16 protein-coding genes, 1 other RNA gene and 1 pseudogene are annotated in these 15,582 nt (G+C 45.6%); 5 read left to right on the forward strand and 13 right to left on the reverse strand.

The window, feature by feature from the left end:
- From FOT42_RS14155 to FOT42_RS14185, 7 genes are all read right to left on the reverse strand, one after another.
- A partial coding sequence (locus FOT42_RS14155; RefSeq protein WP_151891195.1) for an FAD-binding protein occupies window positions 1–291 on the reverse strand: 291 nt, incomplete at its 3' end.
- A gap of 263 nt (window positions 292–554) precedes the next feature.
- Window positions 555–1,097: a 1-acyl-sn-glycerol-3-phosphate acyltransferase gene (locus FOT42_RS14160; RefSeq protein ID WP_151891196.1), complete on the reverse strand. Its 543-nt coding sequence runs from the start codon at window positions 1,095–1,097 to the stop codon at window positions 555–557.
- A gap of 30 nt (window positions 1,098–1,127) precedes the next feature.
- Window positions 1,128–2,255 carry an iron-containing alcohol dehydrogenase family protein gene (locus tag FOT42_RS14165; protein ID WP_151891197.1) on the reverse strand — a complete coding sequence of 376 codons (1,128 nt, stop codon included), beginning with the start codon at window positions 2,253–2,255 and terminating at the stop codon, window positions 1,128–1,130.
- A complete protein-coding gene (locus FOT42_RS14170) occupies window positions 2,255–2,956 on the reverse strand; it encodes an HAD family hydrolase (protein ID WP_151891198.1) in 702 nt (233 codons plus the stop codon). The genes FOT42_RS14165 and FOT42_RS14170 overlap by 1 nt, the downstream gene beginning before the upstream one ends.
- Complete coding sequence (gene kdsB, locus FOT42_RS14175; RefSeq protein WP_192938413.1) at window positions 2,947–3,660, reverse strand: 3-deoxy-manno-octulosonate cytidylyltransferase; 714 nt, start codon at window positions 3,658–3,660, stop codon at window positions 2,947–2,949. Before kdsB ends, FOT42_RS14170 begins: the two co-directional genes overlap by 10 nt.
- A 38-nt stretch (window positions 3,661–3,698) precedes the next feature.
- Window positions 3,699–4,262: a DUF4126 domain-containing protein gene (locus tag FOT42_RS14180; protein WP_151891297.1), complete on the reverse strand. Its 564-nt coding sequence runs from the start codon at window positions 4,260–4,262 to the stop codon at window positions 3,699–3,701.
- 30 nt (window positions 4,263–4,292) lie between these two features.
- Window positions 4,293–5,717, reverse strand: coding sequence for an ATP-dependent DNA helicase (locus FOT42_RS14185; RefSeq protein WP_417938400.1), 1,425 nt, complete (start codon window positions 5,715–5,717; stop codon window positions 4,293–4,295).
- A 203-nt stretch (window positions 5,718–5,920) separates the two neighbouring features.
- Between FOT42_RS14185 and FOT42_RS14190 the strand changes: the two genes are divergently transcribed.
- The 3 genes and pseudogenes from FOT42_RS14190 to FOT42_RS14200 all read left to right on the forward strand — a co-directional run.
- Entirely contained in the window at window positions 5,921–6,568 is a 648-nt protein-coding gene (locus FOT42_RS14190; RefSeq protein ID WP_192938414.1) for a calponin homology domain-containing protein, read from the forward strand.
- Complete coding sequence (locus FOT42_RS14195; RefSeq protein ID WP_226789911.1) at window positions 6,549–7,382, forward strand: DUF3822 family protein; 834 nt, start codon at window positions 6,549–6,551, stop codon at window positions 7,380–7,382. The genes FOT42_RS14190 and FOT42_RS14195 overlap by 20 nt, the downstream gene beginning before the upstream one ends.
- A pseudogene (locus FOT42_RS14200) lies at window positions 7,382–7,918 on the forward strand (RsmD family RNA methyltransferase); the annotation flags it as partial. The gene FOT42_RS14195 and the pseudogene FOT42_RS14200, both read left to right, overlap by 1 nt.
- Here FOT42_RS14200 and rnpB read toward each other — a convergent pair.
- Window positions 7,913–8,216, reverse strand: an RNA gene (gene rnpB / locus FOT42_RS14205) — RNase P RNA component class A. The pseudogene FOT42_RS14200 and the gene rnpB overlap by 6 nt on opposite strands.
- A gap of 104 nt (window positions 8,217–8,320) precedes the next feature.
- Here rnpB and FOT42_RS14210 point away from each other — a divergent pair.
- Window positions 8,321–10,054, forward strand: coding sequence for a DNA polymerase III subunit gamma/tau (locus FOT42_RS14210; RefSeq protein ID WP_151891202.1), 1,734 nt, complete (start codon window positions 8,321–8,323; stop codon window positions 10,052–10,054).
- Between the two features lie 54 nt (window positions 10,055–10,108).
- Window positions 10,109–10,690: a MiaE family protein gene (locus FOT42_RS14215; protein WP_119619368.1), complete on the forward strand. Its 582-nt coding sequence runs from the start codon at window positions 10,109–10,111 to the stop codon at window positions 10,688–10,690.
- Between the two features lie 8 nt (window positions 10,691–10,698).
- On the opposite strand, the gene FOT42_RS14220 is transcribed toward FOT42_RS14215, so the two are convergent.
- From FOT42_RS14220 to FOT42_RS14240, 5 genes are all read right to left on the reverse strand, one after another.
- Window positions 10,699–11,580 (reverse strand): Ppx/GppA phosphatase family protein, encoded by an 882-nt coding sequence (locus FOT42_RS14220; protein WP_151891203.1) that lies wholly within the window; start codon window positions 11,578–11,580, stop codon window positions 10,699–10,701.
- Between the two features lie 12 nt (window positions 11,581–11,592).
- Window positions 11,593–13,668, reverse strand: a complete 2,076-nt coding sequence (gene ppk1, locus FOT42_RS14225) for a polyphosphate kinase 1 (RefSeq protein WP_151891204.1) — start codon at window positions 13,666–13,668, stop codon at window positions 11,593–11,595.
- A gap of 3 nt (window positions 13,669–13,671) precedes the next feature.
- A complete protein-coding gene (locus FOT42_RS14230; protein ID WP_151891205.1) occupies window positions 13,672–14,157 on the reverse strand; it encodes a SixA phosphatase family protein in 486 nt (161 codons plus the stop codon).
- A 228-nt stretch (window positions 14,158–14,385) separates the two neighbouring features.
- Window positions 14,386–15,033, reverse strand: a complete 648-nt coding sequence (gene pdxH, locus FOT42_RS14235) for a pyridoxamine 5'-phosphate oxidase (RefSeq protein WP_151891206.1) — start codon at window positions 15,031–15,033, stop codon at window positions 14,386–14,388.
- A gap of 96 nt (window positions 15,034–15,129) precedes the next feature.
- The gene (locus FOT42_RS14240; protein WP_151891207.1) at window positions 15,130–15,552 is read right to left on the reverse strand and encodes a hypothetical protein; all 423 of its coding nucleotides are present in this window, start codon (window positions 15,550–15,552) and stop codon (window positions 15,130–15,132) included.
- Window positions 15,553–15,582: the final 30 nt, after the last annotated feature.

Consider the following 15,582-nt stretch of genomic DNA (forward strand, 5'->3'; position numbering starts at 1 on the left):
GAACTTGGTGCCGTCCTTGTGCGTGTAGGGCTCGCCCTCTATCTCCCAGCCACCGTACGCCGCATCGAAGTCCCCGAAGGGACGTACCGTACCGGCCCCGCGCCTGGGCGACTCGTACGGCCAGCGCAACTGGGTCTTCTGATCGGGGTCCGCCGGGTCGAAAAACGGGCCCGCCTCGACCACGGCCACCTTCAGCCCGGCGTCCGCGAGCACCTTGGTCGCCATGCCGCCGCCAGCGCCCGACCCGACAACGATCGCATCGTACAACGTACTGTTCTCCTTTATCTGCATTGTTCCTTTTTTTTATGTTATCGAAGTATTTCTATTCTGATTTTTACGTAAGCCTTGCCATCCAAAAAAACTGTCCTTTTTCCGCCCTTATCGAAATCCTATTCGGCATGGCCTCTTCATTTTGGTGACAAATGGTTAATATTCCCAATTTTCATACTAGAAACCTTACTTTTTAGACCAACAACAGGTACAAAAAGATTAATGGCGCCTGTGGATCAAAAACCGTCAATTTACATTTTTCATATAAAAGCGTTATGACATTCCTATAAAAAACTGTACTCCCTTACCTTGCCCGACACCCCTTTATAAAATTCATATATCTGTCCAAAATCTACCTCCAGGTTATCTGTTGGATAGAACGGCTCTGCAATCTTCACCTCTTTTTTTCCAAAATCGAAGGCTACCATTACAATCGGCACCTGTGCTCTTTTGGCAATATGGTAAAACCCGGTTTTGAGCTTTTCCACCTTTTTTCGGGTCCCTTCGGGAGCCAGGGCAAGCCTAAAAATCTTCTTTTCATTAAAAATAGCGACAATGTTCTCTACCATATTGGAGTTTTTGGAACGGTCTACCGGAGCTCCGCCCGTCCATCTGAAAAACCATCCGAATGGCGGTGCGAACAGACTTTTTTTGGCTATGTAATTGATTTCCTCCCCTACAACTTTTCGCACCACGAGTCCAAGGAAAAAATCCAGCCAATGGGTATGGGGCACTACAATGACCACACATTTGTCCACTTGGGGGAAGGAGCCGTTCAACTTCCAACCCAAGACCTTAAAATAAATAAACTTGGCCAGTCTACGCATGGTCTATATCGTCCTGCCCTTTTGAACAGGTTAAATCTTTTGGTACAAGGCCTGCAATCGTGCAGGGGTCATGATTTTCTTCCAATCTTTTCCCAAGGCATTCTCCCAAAGGGCCTCCAATCCCAACGACACATTGATCATCACATCAAAATCGTTTTGTGTAAGATCGGCACAGATGCCTTGCGGCAATGCTATACCGTGCTTTTGTATCATTTGATCAAAAATGGCCACTCCTTCTGGGTAAAATTCCCCAAGATGCTGGAACACCAGACAGTTGCCCAACCCATGCTTGACTCCCAACAAATAAGAAAGTCCGTAGCTCATGGCATGTGCCACACCCACTTGGGAATAGGCAATGCTCATCCCCCCGTGCCAAGAGGCCATCATCAATTTTTCGCGGGAGTCACTCTCCGAAATATCTCCCAAAAATACCTCTTTGCAAAGCTCCATGGCCTTTTCCCCATAACTCTGGCTGAAAGCATTGAGATAGGTCCCTGTGAGCGATTCCACACAATGGATGAAACAATCCATCCCGGTATAGAACCATTGTTCCTTTGGAACGGTCTTGGCCAGATCGGGATCTAGCAGTACTTGGTCATAGGTGGTATAGTCCGAATTTATCCCCAATTTTTTATCAGGACCGAGCAAGACCGTCGTTCGGGACACTTCTGCCCCTGTGCCACTAATAGTGGGCACTCCCACATGGTAAATGGAGGGTCTGTGCACCAAATCCCAACCTTGGTAATCCTTGGCGGAGCCTTTATTGTTCAAAAGGATGGCCACGGCTTTGGCCAAATCCAAAAGGGTTCCACCTCCTATGCCGATGACTCCGGATGGCATCTCATCGTATTTTTCCCTGATCTGGGTGACCAGTGCATCCACTTGTTCCGTTTTGGGTTCTTCTTCGGCCGATATGAATATGATCTCATCGTTCAGCATCAATGGGACCCTCGCAGCAAAATCCTTGTTTTCAAAAAAATCATCCACCAAAAAAATGAAAGGGGCCTCCGAGCTTTTCCGCATGGGTAACAATATGTCCCCCAATTGGGAAAAACACCCCGGTCCGAAGACGACCTTGGGCACCATGGGAAAGTTTCTATATGTGGTCTTGTTCAAAGGGGTTATAATCTGTTTTTTCAAATTGCTTTCTATGTTCATCAGTTATCCAAATACTTCAAGATGTCCCTGAGACTGTTCAGTTTCAAATGTCCGTTTACTTGTTCTTCTGGGACCATTTCGTGGACCCAAGTGGTATGAAATGGTACGTGCACCGCCTTGGCTCCTATGTTCAAGATAGGCAATATGTCCGATTTGAGGGAATTGCCGACCATCAAAAATTCTTTCACATCTATGTTCAGATGTTCCAACAGATTACTGTAATTGTTTTCCTTTTTATCGCTCAAGACCTCCACATGGTGGAAATATTTGGAGAGCCCCGATCTTTCCAGTTTGCGTTCCTGATCCAAAAGGTCACCTTTGGTGAGTACGATCAATCGGTACTTGTCCCCCAATTTGGAAAGGACTTCTTCCACGCCATCCAACAGTTCCACGGGATGGGCAATCATTTCTTTGCCCAGCTCCAAAATTTTTGAAATGGTTTCCTGCGGAACCTTATTATTGGACAGGTCCAATGCGGATTCGATCATGGAGAGCATAAAACCCTTGATGCCGTATCCATAGATTTCCAGATTGGCCATCTCCATCTTGAAGAGTTCCTGGTCCACCTTGTTCTTGGTCTCATATTCGCCCAAAAGGTCAGCGAACCTTTCCTCGGTTTCCCTAAAATAGGTCTCGTTTACCCAAAGGGTATCATCGGCATCGAAACCAATGACCTTTATTTCCTTGAAATTCACTTCCATACTCTTCTGGCGTTTTCCAGATCTTCAGGGGTATCTATTTCTATCCCTGTGATATGGGTCTCCACCATTTTTATCTTTTTACCATATTCCAAAAACCGGATGGCTTCTATCTTTTCCTTGGCCTCCAAGGGCAGCATGGGCAGTTGCTGGAAATCCAACAAGGCTTTTTTGCGAAAGGCATAGATTCCTTTATGCTTGTAATAGGGTGCCTTGACATCCATGTCCCTGGGATAGGGAATTGGCGATCGCGAAAAATAGAGCGCACAACTTTGATTGTCCACGATGACCTTGACCGTGTTGGGGTTCGATATTTCGTCCCAATCGGTTATGGGGGTCATCAATGAGGCAAGGTCGATTTCTTTATCCGGGTCGTTTTTGAACACCTGGATGACCTTTTCCAAACTTACCTTGTCTATAAAAGGTTCGTCGCCTTGCACATTGATCACAATGTCCACATCCATGTCCTCCACGGCCTCTGCGATTCTGTCACTGCCGCTTTCATGTTTTTTCTTGCTCATGATGACACTTCCGCCCACTTCCGATATGGCCTCGGAAATCACAGGGCTGTCGGTGACCACATATACTTCATCAAAAAGGCCGGTGCTGATTGCAGCTTCGTAGGTACGCACTATGACGGGTTTTCCCGATAGATCCTGCATCAGTTTGGCAGGAAATCTTGAGGCCTGGTAACGGGCCGGTATCATGGAGATTACTTTCACTTCTCTTATTTTTTGCGTGACGGTTATTTTTTGGGTCGAAGTTTTCTATAGATCCTAAAAATGCCCACCAATATGATGATGACCAAAATGGCTGCAATGGGGGGCACCAAAATGGATGCCGTGGAAACGGTAACGGCCGCCCCTGTCTCAATGGTGGACACCAAAGGATTTGCCAACCCCCCTGTGGTGGCCGAAGAGGTCAATCTTCCTGCTGCATTTGCACCTTTGATGGCGGTGGCCGTTCCTCCCCCAGCTATAATGGCCAAGGACCATGTGACCACTGGGTCCAAATTCGCTACGGTGGAAACCATGACCGCTGTGCCCGCAATCGCGGCCAAGGGAATGGCCAGACTATCGAGTGCATTGTCCACCCATGGAATAAAATAGGCGAATATCTCCACCAAGGTGGCGACCCCAAAGGTGATCAATGCTGCCAAGCTTCCTATCCACTGCCAATTTTCATTGAGGTCCCAAGCACCAAGATACGCTGCAAAACTAAGGGCAAACAGGGGCAGGAACACCCGGAACCCAACGGATGCCGCAAGTCCTATTCCCAAAAATATACTTATAATGGTATCCGGTTCAATGTTCATGGCGATGTCTAAAATAGAATATTCCTAATCAAGAAAAAAATCATCTTTGAAACCTATAAGGTACAATTGCCGCTTGGCCCTCGTGACCGCTGTGTAGAGCCATCGCAAATAATCCTTGTCCACCCCGTTCGGAAGGTAGGGCTGCTCCACAAATACCGTATCCCACTGCCCCCCTTGGGATTTGTGACAGGTGATGGCATAGGAAAATTTCACCTGTAGGGCATTGAAATACTTGTTGTTCTTCACCCCCATGAACTGTCTGTACTTGGTTTTCTCATGGGCATAGTCCTTTAGGACCTCTTGGTAGAGCCTGTTTCCGTCCTCATAGGAAAGTGAGGGGCTCTCTGCATTGATGGTGTCCAGCAAAAGAACGGTCTCAAAAGGTTTTTGATTGGGATAGTCCACCATCTTCACCTTGACCTCGGCAAACAAAAATCCGTACAGTTCCTTTATGGCAAAAAGTTCCAATACCTCTATGATGTCCCCATTGGCAATGAATCCTGCCTCGGAGTTGGGGCTGAGCCAAAAATAGTTGTTCTTCACCACCATCATGTAATCCCCCACCGAGAGCTCATTGTCCAAAAAAAGGATACGCTCCCTAATGTTCTGGTTGTAGAGGTTGGCCCTTTTGTTGGACCGTACAATGATTGCCGTCTCTTCCTTTCCGCTCTGGCTGTAGGACGAGTCTATGGCCTCCTGTATCTCCGACCCGTCAATAAGTCTGATGATGTCTTTGTACCCACCCAACTCAAACTTGAAATCTTCAAAAAAATGGGACTGTAACTGTTCCCTGAGGTTGGTGGCATTATGGAGGATACCGGAGCCATCTGCCTGCCTCATCACTTCGTCCAGTTCGAGACATTCGACCTCCTTATCATAATTCAAGGACAAACGGTCTTCATCCAACGCTGGGCTCATGTCCAGTTTTACTGGTGGCAACTGTGCCGTATCCCCTATCAGGACCAATCTACAATTATGTCCCGAGTGCACATAATATATAAGGTCGTCCAAGAGTGAACCATTTTCAAACAATTTGGAGTCGGCAGGCGTGTCAGGAATCATAGAGGCCTCGTCCACAATAAATATAGTGTTCCGATGTTTATTGGGTGCCAGGACAAATTGGATGCCTCCCCCAGATTGCTTCTTCGGGAAATAGATCTTCTTGTGAATGGTAAAAGCCTGATTTCCAGAATACACGGACATCACCTTTGCTGCTCGACCGGTCGGGGCCATCAATATGGAACCCATCTTCACTTTCCAGAGACTGCTGACCAAGGTGGCCACCAAGGTCGTCTTTCCCGTACCTGCGAAACCCTTCAAAAGAAACACCCTGTCCCTTTTTGCCTCTAGGACAAAGCTGGATAGTTTTTCCAAGGCCAAGGCCTGCTTTGGGGTAGGTTCATGTGGAAATTTTTCAGTTAAAATCCTTAGAAATTCGAGTGCATTCATATCCTTCATCGCTTTTAAAGATAGCATGGTTTTTTAAAGCAAAAAGTTTCCTGAATAAAAAAAAATTGTAGATTTGTCAGTAACCACTAAATTAACTTTGAAAGACAGTATCAGATATGTTAAACTTAATTCTTATTGTAGTATTAATATGCCTTGTGACCCTAGGGCTTGTATTCTTGATTGACAGATTTTTACCCCAAAAAATAAAGCCCGTACTGGTCATCGTATTTGCGCTTTTGAGTATTTTTCTCGGTTACAAAATCTATCAATCCATTAATGCTCCCATCGAGTTCAACAAAGTAAGAAAAGAAAGATTTTCCAAAATTATTGCCAAACTAAAGGACATCAGGGATTCGCAAGAAGCCTATAAAATGGTCAATGGAAAATATGCCAACAATTTTGAGAGCCTGATCCAGTTCATCGATACCGGCAATTATACCATCACCTCCCAAAGAGACTCCTCATTCATGAGGTACGACAAGGCCTATCAGATTGATATGCAACAAGATACCGTCATCATCGACACTTTGGGAACTGTAAAAGTAAAAGATTCCCTTTTTGGTGCCGATGATCGATACAAGACCATGATGAACGTTCCTTACGCCCAAAATGGCGAAAAGTTTGAAATGGAAGCAAAAATCATTGACAAGAGTGGGTACAAAGCTCCTGTTTTCGAGGCAAAAGTCAAGAAAAATGTTGTGCTGTACGATCAACCTGCGGATTTGGTAGCTAGGGAAAATACCCTACAGAGTGTTGAGGAAGTAAACGGCACCGAGATCAAGGTAGGGTCATTGAACGATGTGAGCACCAATGGTAACTGGCCACCTATCTATGACAGAAAAGACAATTGATATAGAACAGTCAAAAGAAAATAACACACATAGAAAATTGTCCATTCAAGCTGGCTTGAATGGACTTTCTTTTTGTGTAACGGACACCATTACCCACAAAATACTCGCCTTCGAGAAAACAACCTTCAAAGCGCAGTCCACCCCTTATCTGATGCTCAAGGAACTCAAGGCGAAACTAGGTCAGAGCGGCGATGTGGGGAACAACTTTTCCGAGGTGTTGGTCATCCATAAAAACAATATGTTCGGGCTGGTCCCAAAACCTTTTTTCAATAAAGAAGAACTTCCGAACTACCTGAAGTTCAATGCCAAAATCATGGCAAACGACCTTATAGCCTATGACGAAATCCCCAATCAGGACATTGTCAACGTCTATATCCCCTACACCAACATCAACAACTATATTTTTGACCTTTTTGGTGAGTTTGAGTTCAAGCATAGTGGTACCGTACTTATCTCTGCGCTACTGAATGAAGGCAGGACCGTAGCCGGTCCCGTATGCTATGTACAGGTTTCGGAAAAGGAGATGGAGGTCATGGTCGTTTCCGATAAAAAACTTCTCTTTTACAACCAATTTGAATACAAGATACCCAATGATTTTCTGTATTACCTCCTGTTCAGCCTGGAACAATTGCAGATGGACCTTGGAAAGGTACAGCTAAAAATGTTCGGAGCTGTTGAAGAAGGTGACCCCATTTATGAACTTTGCCATCAATATATTGGGCAGGTGTCCGTTTTTGTGCCCAATAGCCCTTCCTTTCCTTTGGAAGAACTGGAAAACGAGGTCATCGATTTTTCCATATTAAGTGCCCTTTGATGCGGATCATTTCAGGAAAACACAAAGGCAAGAGATTGATTGCCCCAAAAAAGCTACCGGTCAGGCCCACCACGGACATGGCCAAAGAAGGCTTGTTCAATATATTGAACAATCGTTATTATTTTGAAGGGCTCAAGGTCCTTGATCTATTTTCGGGCACGGGCAATATCAGTTTTGAGTTTGCTTCCAGGGATGTCGGGGAAATCATTGCCGTGGACAGCTTTCCCGGTTGCGTGCAATACATCTCCAAGACCGCAAAAGAACTGGACTTTCCCATCGATACCATAAAATCCGATGTGTTCAAGTATTTGGAACGGACCCCTGAAAACTTCAACATCATTTTTGCGGACCCTCCCTATAGCTTTGACCAAGCCCAATTTGTAAAGATTGTCGATTTGGTACTGGAAAGGGAACTGTTGTTGGAAGACGGTTTGCTGATTGTGGAACATTCGGACCAAACAAACCTTTCATCGCACCCTAATTTTTCCGAGCAACGGAAATACGGAGGGAGTATTTTTAGCTTTTTTGAAGAAAAAAGCAGGCCATAAGCCGGATTCTGTAATCCCTTTCGGGACCCCTTATCATTTATCTAGGTCTTTGGTTGCCCAAAGGCTCCAACCGCCTACCCTCCAACTCGGGCGTGCAGCCCTCGAACATTGGTTTACATGGCGTTTCACCGCATAGAGTTTACCTGATTTCACTACAGCCGAACTGTACTTGCTTTCTGTTGCACTTGTCCTCGCCTCTCGACGGACGGGCGTTACCCGCTATGCTGCACTATGGTGTCCGGACTTTCCTCCCCGATACAATCGGGACGATAAGGTGGCCTGCTCCCGCAAAGGTAATCCAATTGTTAATAAAAAAAGGGTATCCAACTCACATACCAATGGCTTTGCCCGTTCCTATTTTTATATTTGTAGTATCTCAATTTTCCCGCTTTGGAACCTTTTATAGTATCCGCTAGAAAATACCGTCCCCAGACATTCAAGGATGTGGTAGGCCAAGAGGCCATCACCAATACCCTGCTGAACGCCATTGAGAACAACCATCTGGCCCAGGCCCTGTTGTTCTGCGGACCAAGGGGGGTCGGGAAGACCACCTGTGCCCGTATTTTGGCCAAAAAAATCAACCAAGATGGTACGGAACGGGAGGACGAAGACTTTGCCTTCAATATTTTTGAACTGGATGCCGCTTCCAACAATTCCGTGGATGACATCCGAAGCCTGATAGACCAAGTCCGCATACCCCCACAAGTGGGCAAATACAAGGTGTATATCATTGACGAGGTGCATATGCTCTCCCAATCGGCCTTCAATGCCTTTTTGAAGACCTTGGAAGAACCCCCAAAGCATGCCATTTTCATTTTGGCCACCACAGAAAAGCACAAGATCATCCCTACCATCCTTTCCCGATGTCAAATCTTTGATTTTAAACGGATCACAGTAAAAGATGCTTCGGAATACCTCAAGTACATTGCAGAGCAACAAGGTGTGGAGGCCGAAGAAAGTGCACTTCACATCATCGCCCAAAAGGCGGATGGCGCCATGCGCGATGCCCTTTCCATTTTTGATCGGGTAGTAAGTTTTTCCGGTAAACAATTGACACGGAAAGCGGTCACCGAGAACCTGAACGTGCTGGACTATGATATTTATTTTTCAGCTACGGACCTGATCTTGGAAAACAACATTCCAGAACTATTGCTCCTGTTCAACAAGACACTGTCCCTTGGATTTGATGGGCACCATTTCATAACGGGCCTTGCCTCGCATTTTAGGGATCTGATGGTCTGCCAGCACCCTGATACCCTCAATCTTTTGGAAGTTGGGGACGATGTAAAAAAACAGTATCAGGAACAAGCTCGAAAAGCACCAAAGGATTTTCTGCTCAAGGCCATCGAAATGGCAAATGATTGCGACCTTCAGTACAAGGTGAGCAAAAACCAGCGGTTGTTGGTAGAACTTACCTTAATGAAATTGGCCTCCATCACTTTCGATGGAGAAAAAAAAAACGCTGATTTCATAATTCCGGCCTCGCATTTTTCAAATGTTGCCCCTCAAAAAAAAGGAACGCCTATCCCACAGAACAACGGGACAGCCCAGAATACATTAGATGCCACACCAAAGCCGGTAAGTGAACCAGTAAAAGAAGAAGCTGTTGCCGAACCCCAGGAGGCCTATGAACCTACAAAAAAAATCCAGATCAAGGGTCCAGAGAAAAGGGTTTCTGGCCTTTCCCTCTCTAGCATCAAGGTCAAAAAGGCACATGAGGGCAATAAAACCTCGGAAATCTCCGAGGAAGACCTTCCAAAGGATCCCTTTTCTGAAGAGGACATGCAGCAACATTGGGATGATTTCGTCCACGAGTTGGAAAATCAAGGACGAAAAATATTGGCAAGCAACCTGAATGCCGATGTCCCCAAGCTTAAAAACGAGAATACCATTTGGATAGAGCTTCCCAACAGCACCATGAAAAAAGAGGTGGAACGGGAACAAAGCTTGATGATGGATTATCTGAAGCAAAAACTCAACAATTATTCCATCACCCTACACATTACGGTAAACGAGGAGGTCGCCAAAAAGTTTGCCTTCACCCCAGAGGAGAAGTATGAAAAATTAAGGGAGAAGAATCCCGCCATTGACCTGCTCCGCAAAGAGTTCGACCTGGATTTCTAAGCATACTGCCGCAATACTCGTATCTTTATAGCTCAAAATTTCAAACATATACGCATGCTAGGCCTTAAGCTACCGACTGACCCAAGATGGGTGAACATCGTTGAAAAAAACATTGAAGAAATCCTTACCGACCACGCTTACTGCGAACAAAAAGCGGCGAGCACTGCCATTTCACTGATCATCGGTTTTCCGGAAAAATCGGAACTGGTAAAGGAAATGACGGCTTTGGCCAGGGAGGAAATGGGGCATTTCAACATGGTCCATGACAAAATCCTCAACCGAGGCTGGGTGTTGGGCCGTGAGCGGAAGGATGAATATGTGATCGAGCTGATGAAATTCTTCCCCAAAGGTGGAAGCCGGGAGACCCATCTGGTTCACAAACTGCTTTACGCGGCCCTTATCGAGGCCAGAAGCTGTGAACGTTTCCGTTTACTTTCCGAAGAGATCCAGGACAAAGAGCTTGCTGATTTTTACCGAAACCTAATGGTCAGCGAAGCCAATCATTACACCATGTTCCTGGCCTTTGCCCGAAAATATGGGGACAAAAAGGAAGTGGACCAAAAATGGCAGGCCCTGTTGGAGCATGAAGCGGAACTCATGAAAAACCTCGGAAAAAAAGAGACCATGCACGGGTAGCTCCCGCACTATTGGTAGTATAGCGTTTTGATCATCCCATCGGCCAGCCCGATTTTGGGCACATGGATTTTTTTGGCCTTGCTCCACTTTGCGGCATTCAGGAATATTTTGGTCGCGGGGATGATCACATCCGCCCTATCCTGGTTAAGGCCCAATTCGGAAATACGATCCTCATAGGCCATACTGTTCAGAAAGTGGTATTGCGCGTTCAGCCAGATGTAGGATAAGGGCTGGCCTATTTTCCGGCCGGACATTTTATGGAGCTTATTGATGTTTCCTCCAGAACCGATGATCTCCACCCTTCCATCAATGGGCAGGTTTGTCTTGATCCACGTTTTGATTTCCTCCCAAACGGTGTCATCCACCAGATTGCTCAAAATACGTACGGTACCGATCTTAAAGGAATGGGACATCACTGGTTTCCCTTTATCAAAAATGGTGAACTCGGTACTGCCCCCGCCCACATCGACATAGAGGTACATCCTGTCGCTCTTGATAATGTCCTTTAAATCGGTGGATGCTATGATGAGAGCTTCCTTTTTCCCGTCGATCACCTCTATTTTCATTCCAGCCTCTTTCCTGACCCGCTCCACGACTTCACGTCCGTTCTTTGCCTCCCGAAGGGCAGAAGTGGCACAGGCCATGTATTTTTCCACGCCATATACCTGCATCAACAGGTCAAAGGATTTCATGGTACTGATCAATCGGTTCTGGTTCTTTTCAGAAATCTTTCCCCTAAGAAAGGCATCCTCGCCCAAACGTACAGGCACGCGTACGAGTTCACTTTTTTTGAAGGCAGGGGGCTTGTTCTCCTGTTCAATGACATTGTTGATCAATAACCTTATGGCGTTGGATCCAATGTCTATTGCGGCAAATTTGCGTATGACCAAATTCAAACGGTATTAGGATTCCAACTTTTTTTGATAGTAATGGTACATCTCTATCTGTGACCGAAATCCAGGTTCTCCCTTCGCTTTTTGGCGGTAGGCATTGTCCTGCTTGGCCGATAGCACACGGGCCTTCATATTGTCCCTCCAAGAAATATCAAAGGTATCCAACAACTCCTGTTTGATGTCCTCATCATAGATGGGACAGCCCACTTCGACCCTGAAATCAAGGTTCCGGGTCATCCAGTCCGCAGAGGAGATATAGACCTTGGGATTACCACCATTGGCAAAAATGAACGACCTTGGGTGTTCCAAGAACTTGTCCACCACGCTGATGGCCTCAATGTTCTCGCTCATGCCCTCTATACCGGGAATAAGACAACAAATGCCCCTGATGATCATCTGGATCTTCACCCCTGCCCTACTCGCCTCATAGAGTTTGTCCACCATTTTATAGGAGGTAAGGCTGTTCATCTTTATTTTGATGTAGGCCTCCTTTCCCTGCTTGGCATTGTTGATCTCCTTATCGATGAGTTTGATGAAGGTGGACTTGGTATAGTGTGGGGAAACGATAAGGTGCTTGTACTTGTTGATCTTGTAATTGGTTTCAAAAAAATCAAAAACCTTGCCCATATCCTTCAAAATGCCTTCGTGGGCCGTGAAAAGGGTATAATCCGTATAGATTTTGGCCGTGGACTCATTAAAATTCCCAGTACTGATAAATCCATACCGCTTGATGCCATGCCCCTCTTCGCGTTCTATCATACAGATCTTGCTGTGCACCTTCAATCCGGGCACCCCGAAAATTAGGTGTACGCCCTCAGCTTGAAGGTAGTTGGCATACTCGATGTTGTTCTGTTCATCGAACCTTGCCTGTAGCTCAATCTGGACGGTCACGTGCTTACCGTTCTTTGCCGCATTGATCAAGGCCGATGCAATCTGGCTATCGCTGGCCAATCGGTATATGGTGATCTTGATATTGCGGACCTTTGGATCCAAGGCGGCTTCCCGCAAAAACTTGGTCACGTAGCTGAACGTATGGTACGGGGCATAGATCATGTAGTCCTTGTGGGCAATCATTTCCAAAAGGCTCCCTTTCATGCTCAGTCCTTTGACGGGCAGCGGCTCGATTTTCTCATACATGAGATCGTGTCTGCCCAAGCTGGGAAAGCCCATATAATCACGCCTGTTGTGGTAGCGTCCCCCTGGGATCACGCTATCCGTGCCCATGATGTCCATTTTCTCCTTCAGGAACTGGAGGGTATCCTTGTCTATTTTTTTGTCATAAACGAAACGGACGGGGTCGCTAATTTTTCTGTGCTCCACACTGGAGGAAATCTTCTCGATGAAACTCTTGCTCAGATCGTTGTCGATATCCAGCTCGGCATCCCTGGTGATCTTGATCATGTGGGCAGATATGGACTCAAACTCGAACATGGTGAAGACATTGTCCAGACAGAAGCGGATAAGGTCGTCCAAAATGATGATGTAGTTCTTTTCCCCTTCTTTGGGAAGGACCACAAAACGATCGATTCCCTTCGGGATCTCGATCAGGGCATATCTGTTGTGCCTGCCCTGCCCGGAACCGTTCTTCATGACGATCTTGACCGCCAAATAGGCCGCCGTGTCCTTGAGCAATGGAAATTCCGTAAGATCATTGAGAATAATCGTCATGAGTTCTTGGTTCACCTTTTTGAAATAATAGTCGCGTATGAACTCTGCTTGGCTCTCGCTTACCTCTTTTTCGTTGATGATGAAGATATTTTCCGATCGTAGCTCCTTTTCAATGGCATTGAAAATTTCAAGGCTGCGTGCCTGTTGGTCTATCACTATTTTGGTGATCTCTTCCAAAAGGTCATTGGCCCTTTCCCCTCCCAGTACACTTTTTCCGGTCTTCCCTGCATCCACAATTCGCTTCACGGTGGCATACCTTACCTTGAAAAACTCATCCAAGTTGTTGCTGAAAATTCCCAGGAACCGCAGCCGGTCAATCAGTGGCACCCTTTTGTCATTGCTCTCCTGGAGCACCCTGGCATTAAAACGCAACCAACTGATTTCCCTGTTTATATATTCGTTCTTTGTTTTTATCATCTATTATCTCAACTGTTTTGGAAAGACCATTTGTTTTGTGGTGCCCTTGGAAATTTTGGACCAATCGTCCACACCAAATGTAATGTGTACCAGTCCAGCAGTGGGAACGTTGTCAATATACTGATCTCCCCAAGCATTTGCAAGTGAAGTGAAGGCATAATTATGGCCAAATAGGGCCACTGTCTCCAAGCCATTGTCCAATTGTTCCACAAAACGCTGCACACTGTCCCCGGAAAAGTCATACAACGATTTGTCCACCCTGAAATGGGCCAGGTCATAATCAAAGTTGCGAACAAAAATCATACTGGTATGGAGCGCCCTGATGGCCGGGCTCGAATAGATAAAATCCAGTTTCGGAGCATGGGCCTTGAATGTTTTGGACACCAAATGTGCATCGTTGATGCCCCTTTGCAGCAAAGGTCTGTCCTTATCGGAGACCTCGTAGTCCCATGAGGATTTTGCATGCCTCATCAATATCAATTGTTTCATTGGTCAAAATCATTAATTAAAAACCATACACTTTGTTGCAAAATTCCCAGTTGCCACCAATAGTATCATCACAAAAGTTGTTAAGTTATATATTATCGAGTTATTAAAACTATGCTCCAAATAACTAAGTAACTTAACAACGGTTTACAATTTCCCGATCTGCTGGTAGACAGAATTATTTTTAAGCCTATGGATTTTTCAATCCAGAGCGATTTGGCTTAGTAAAACTTAGGGTGCCAAACGTTCTATTTTCCAGTCATGGTCTTCCTGAAGGGTATATCTGATCCTATCGTGTAGCCTATTGGGCCTTCCCTGCCAAAATTCAATGGAAATGGGCCTTACTAAATAACCTCCCCAATGTTCGGGTCTTTCAATCTGTTTGCCCTCATACTGCTTTTCCAAAGCTTCAAGTTCCTTTTCCAAGACTTCCCTGGAACCGATCACGTCACTTTGGTTGGAGACCACGGCCCCCAACTGACTGCCCAGTGGCCTGGACTCGAAATAACCGTCCGAGAGGTTTTCGGCTATTTTTTCCGCATTTCCCTTGATGATGACCTGCCGCTCCATGTTGGGCCAGAAAAAGGATAGGCACACCGAAGGATCGGCCGCAATGGCACGCCCCTTTTCGCTGTTGTAGTTGGTATAGAAAATGAACCCTTCGTGGGTATATTTTTTCATTAGCACGACCCTGCTCTTGGGAAACCCGTCCATACCTATTGTGGAAACGGTCATGGCATTGGGTTCGTCCACCCCATCAGAAGCTTCCACTTCATAAAACCATTTTTGGAACTGCTCTAAAGGGTTCTCTTTGATGGAACCTTCGGTCAGCTCGCTTTTTTCGTAGGATTTCCTGTAATTGCCAAGGTCTTTTTGCATGATGTGAATTTCGGCAAAATTCAAATCTCAACAAAAGATAGAACGGTAAAAAAGAATACTTTTATTTCAATCAATGGAAAGTAGGAATGGCAATGGTCAATCCACCCTATCGTACTCCATCTGGGTAAGCACGGGAGCATCGGCTGGGTATGAAATATATTCCAAATGGAGCACATCGCCCTTTATCCAAAACTTACTTTTGAAGAATCCTTCGGATTGTGTTGCCCGTAAAATCAAACTGTCCCCTTCAACTTCAAAAACACCTGAAATTTCTGAAAAACCAGTGAGCTCTGTTAAGGGTTTTCCATTAAACCCAAAGGAATCCGATCTGAATTCATAAGTTGAGTCTTCCATAAATGTATAGGAAGAAATTCTTTTTCCATCACCTTGATCGAAAGTGTCGCTCCATTGGCCCAACAGATCGGCCACTGAACTTTTTCCATAATCATCATCATTGTCATTACAGGATACCATTAAGACAAATAGGGTGCAAATACTTGCAAGGAAGGTTTTTTTCATGAGCAACAGATTTTACCCTAAGATGCAAAT

It is taken from the genome of Flagellimonas hadalis (genome assembly GCF_007785775.2).
In the GTDB taxonomy this organism is placed as follows: domain Bacteria; phylum Bacteroidota; class Bacteroidia; order Flavobacteriales; family Flavobacteriaceae; genus Flagellimonas; species Flagellimonas hadalis.